At 72.8% G+C, this 3,962-nt stretch carries 4 protein-coding genes; 1 reads left to right on the top strand and 3 read right to left on the bottom strand.

The features are described 5' to 3' along the window. From D8M35_RS15760 to D8M35_RS15750, 3 genes are all read right to left on the bottom strand, one after another. Positions 1-1,647, bottom strand: a 1,647-nt coding sequence (locus D8M35_RS15760; RefSeq protein ID WP_148113403.1) for a cation-translocating P-type ATPase, incomplete at its 3' end; no start/stop codon positions are given. Continuing rightward, on the bottom strand, positions 1,644-1,862 hold the full coding sequence (locus D8M35_RS15755) for a heavy-metal-associated domain-containing protein (RefSeq protein WP_126892667.1): 219 nt from the start codon (positions 1,860-1,862) through the stop codon (positions 1,644-1,646). The genes D8M35_RS15760 and D8M35_RS15755, both read right to left, overlap by 4 nt. Before the next feature lie 30 nt (positions 1,863-1,892). Further along, entirely contained in the window at positions 1,893-2,195 is a 303-nt protein-coding gene (locus tag D8M35_RS15750) for a metal-sensitive transcriptional regulator (protein WP_126892666.1), read from the bottom strand. A 284-nt stretch (positions 2,196-2,479) separates the two neighbouring features. On the opposite strand from D8M35_RS15750, the gene D8M35_RS15745 reads away from it, so the two are divergent. Next, complete coding sequence (locus D8M35_RS15745) at positions 2,480-3,673, top strand: helix-turn-helix domain-containing protein (protein ID WP_126892665.1); 1,194 nt, start codon at positions 2,480-2,482, stop codon at positions 3,671-3,673. Positions 3,674-3,962: the final 289 nt, after the last annotated feature.

Raw genomic sequence — 3,962 nt, 5'->3', positions numbered from 1 at the left:
CCGTCCGGCCAGCGTGTCCGGCACCGGCAGGGCCCAGGCTTCGGCGAGCCACCGAGCGGTGCCGACGACGACGACCTCGCCGTCGACGACCGCCTGCACTCCGGCACCGGGCGTCGCGGTGAACTGCTCGGCCGTCGGCACGACGACGTCACGCGACCGTGCCGAGCGGACGATCGCCCGCGCGACGGGGTGCTCGGAGCCGTCCTCGACCGCAGCGGCCACGGCGAGCACGGCCGCGTCGGCGTCCGGTGCTCCGTCGACCGGCAGGACCGCCGACAGGCGCATCTCCCCGGTCGTCACCGTCCCGGTCTTGTCGAGCACGATCGTGTCGACGGCACGCGTCCGTTCGAGGGCCTGCGGTCCACCGATCAGGATGCCGAGCTGCGAGCCGCGGCCCGTGCCGACGAGCAGGGCGGTCGGGGTCGCGAGCCCGAGGGCGCACGGGCAGGCGATGATCAGCGTCGCGACGGCGGCGGTGAACGCAGCGGTCAGGGAGCCACCGGCGACGAGCCAGCCGACGAACGCGACGACCGCGAGGCCGATGACGACGGGCACGAACACCGCCGAGACCCGGTCCGCCAGCCGCTGCACGGCGGCCTTGCCGGTCTGCGCCTCCTCCACGAGGCGCCCCATCCGGGCGAGCTCGGTGTCGGCGCCGACGGCGGTGACCTCGACCACGAGCCGACCCCCGACGTCGATGGTGGCCCCGGTCACACGGTCGCCCGGACGGACCTCGACCGGCACGCTCTCGCCGGTGAGCATGCTGAGGTCGACGGCGGACGAGCCCTCGCGCACGATGCCGTCGCTCGGGATCCGCTCCCCCGGCCGGACGACGACGACGTCGCCGACGACGAGCGAGGCGGCGGGCACACGGGTCTCGACGGGACCGGTCGGCCCGTCGCGGAGCACCGAGGCGTCCTTCGCGCCGAGTTCGAGCAGCGCATGCAGGGCCGCCCCGGACCGCTGCTTGGCCCGGGCCTCCATGAAGCGGCCGGCCAGGATGAACACCGTCACGGCTGCGGCCACCTCGAGGTAGAGGTCACTCGCCTCGGGGTCCGTGGCGAACCACGAGAAGGTCATGTGCATGCCCGGCCGGCCGGCGTCGCCGATGAAGAGCGCGACCAGCGACCACCCGAACGCGGCGAGGACCCCGAGGCTGACCAGCGTGTCCATGGTCGCGGCGCCGTGTCGGGCGTTCACCCATGCGGCGCGGTGGAAGGGCAGCGCGCCCCAGACGGCGACCGGTGCCGCCAGCGCCAGGGCCGCCCACTGCCAGTTCGGGAACTGCAGGACCGGCACCATCGAGAGCAGCACCACGGGCACGGCGAGCACGGTGGAGACGACGAGCCGCTGCCGCAGGGGCGCGGTCGCGTCGTCACGGGAGTCGGCGTCGGCCGCGTCGTCGTCGGCCCCGGGCGCCGGTCGCCGCACGTGCACAGTCGCCCCGTACCCGGCGGCCTCGACCGCCGCGACGAGCGCCGCCTTGTCGACCGCGTCCGGGTCGGTCACCGACACCTGCGCCTGCTCGGTCGCGTAGTTCACGGTCGCGGTGACACCCGGCAGCTTGCCCAGCTTCCGCTCGACACGGTTCGCGCACGAGGCGCAGGTCATCCCCGTGATGTCGAGCTCGACGACGCCCTCGCTCACCGGGCCACGACCTCGTACCCCGCCTCCGCGATCGCGCCGCGCAGGGCGTGGTCGTCGATCGGGTGGTCCGACGTGACGGTGACGGACGACGACCCGCCCGGCACCAGGTCGACGGCGACGTCGGTCACGCCGGCGAGCTCGGAGACCTCCTCGGTCACGCTCGCCACGCAGTGCTCGCAGGTCATCCCGGTCACGGCAACGGTCTCGGTGGTCATGGGTCCTCCTCGGTGTGTGGTGCGGTGGGGTCAGGAACGGACGAGTCGGGCGATCGCGTCGCTCGCCTCGCGGAGCTTCGCGTCGGCGGTGTCGCCGCCCTCGGCCACGGCCTCGGCGACGCAGTGGCGCAGGTGGTCCTCGAGCAGCGACAGGGCGACCCGCTCGAGCGCGCGGTTCGCCGCGGAGATCTGGGTCAGCACGTCGATGCAGTACGTCTCGTCCTCCACCATGCGGGCGATGCCGCGCACCTGCCCCTCCGCGCGGCGCAGCCGCTTGAGCAGGTCGTCCTTGTCCTCGATGTACCCGACGTGCGCGTGTGCTGCTGTTGGCATCCTGACCTCCACCTCTCCGAACAGGGTACCCCCCTGGGGTATTCCGATCACGTCGGAGCACGCCGACACGGAGACTTCCCTGAGAATCTTTCACTCACCGCTGGCATCCCTCGTCCGCGCGGGAGACGGCGGGCGCATCCGGACGGATCGTCGTCAGCGTGCGGATCGAGGCGGTGCACCGGACGGGAGGCGCGTGGCGGGCACGGCCGCGCGCCTCCCGTCCGGCACCCGTCGCCGCCGACGCAGGAAGCGCGCATCCCGGACAGTGCTGGCATGATGCGCGGGTGAGCACCTCGTCGACGAACGGTTTCCGCCGCCTGCGGTTCACCGAGAGCGACGGCACCGACTACGGCCGGATCTTCTCGGCCGAGTACAACGGCCGCGACCTCGGCACCGAGACCTACGTCGCCGAGGGCACCCGGTACGAGTACACGATCGTGGGCGACGACGACGTCACGCTCCGCACCATGCGCGCCGAGGGCGGTCGCCGGGGCGGCGTGATCGGTCCGCGCAACGACCACGTGGTGTTCTGGCTCACCCACGGACGCCTCGAGATGCACTTCGCGGACCGCACGCGCGTGATCGAGCCGGGAAGCCCCTACATCGCATCCGCGTCCGAGGCGTACCGCTTCGAGTCCGCCGACACCGTCTACAACGGACTGCACGTGTCGGACCCGTTCCTCCGGTCGGTCGGCGCAGGACTCGGCTACCGCCTGCCGGACGGTCCGCTGCTGTTCGACCAGCAGGACGAGACGATCGCCCGGCGCGAGCCGCTCCGTCGCCTGGTGCAGGACCTCGCACCCGCGCTGCTCGACGACCGTGTGGTCGGTCCGATGCGGACAGCGCTGAACCGTCGGCTCGCGGTGGTCGTGCTGGACACCTTCCCGATCCGCAACCGGGGTCAGGACGTCCCCGTCGCGAACCGACTGCGCGACGCGATCCGTCACATCGAGGCGCACGCGCACGACCGCCCCTCGGTGCCCGACATCGCCGCCGCCTGCGGACTGAGCCAGCGCGGGCTGCAGGACGTCTTCGCGCGGACGCTCGGCACCACACCCAACCGCTTCATGCGCGACCACCGGCTCGACTGCGTGCGTCGCGAGCTGCTCCGTGCAGCCGGTGACGAGGGCGTGACGCCGGTCGCCCGACGGTGGGGCTTCACCAACCCCGGTCGCTTCGCGGCGGCGTACCGGGAGCGCTTCGGGGAGGACCCGGCCGCGACGCTCCGGGGGTCGCGCGCCGCACGACCCGAGTCCGGACGGACCTCCTGGCGGGTCCGACGAGCCGTGGCGCACATCGTCGAGCACGCCGGGAGCGACCTGACCGTCGACGACATCGCGGACGCGGCGGGGGTGCGTCCGCGCCGGCTGCAGCAGCTCTTCCAGCAGGAGTGCGGGCTGTCCCCGATGGCGTACGTGCGCTCCGTGCGGGACGCTGCGTCGCGCAACACCGGGGCCGGTATCGGCGGCACCGACTGACGACTCCTCCGTCGGGGTACGCGGAGAACCGGCGTTCTGGCGCTCTTCCTGGAAGACCGCTGGAACCCGGGACCCGCGCGTGACGAACCTCGGTGTCAGCCCGTCTCATCCGTGAACAGCATCCGCTGGGAACGAGTCCCGGCGGGCACTCGAAGGGAGCATCCAATGGCTGACACCACCACCACCTCGACCACTCCGGCGACCGCTTCGGCGGCGTCGCGCTCGGCCGTCCAGAACGGTTCGGGCACTGCGGGCAAGACCACGATCGACGACACCGTCGTGTCGAAGG

This window comes from Curtobacterium sp. HSID17257 (assembly GCF_003989515.1).
In the GTDB taxonomy this organism is placed as follows: Bacteria; Actinomycetota; Actinomycetes; order Actinomycetales; family Microbacteriaceae; genus Curtobacterium.
The sequence above is the reverse complement of the archived record's forward strand: the minus strand, read 5'-3'. Positions and strand labels throughout refer to the sequence as shown.

Bases quoted from the DNA above. Each gene is read 5' to 3' on its own strand.
- D8M35_RS15755 (WP_126892667.1), bottom strand. From the start codon at position 1,862: ATGACCACCGAGACCGTTGCCGTGACCGGGATGACCTGCGAGCACTGC.
- D8M35_RS15750 (WP_126892666.1), bottom strand. From the start codon at position 2,195: ATGCCAACAGCAGCACACGCGCACGTCGGGTACATCGAGGACAAGGAC.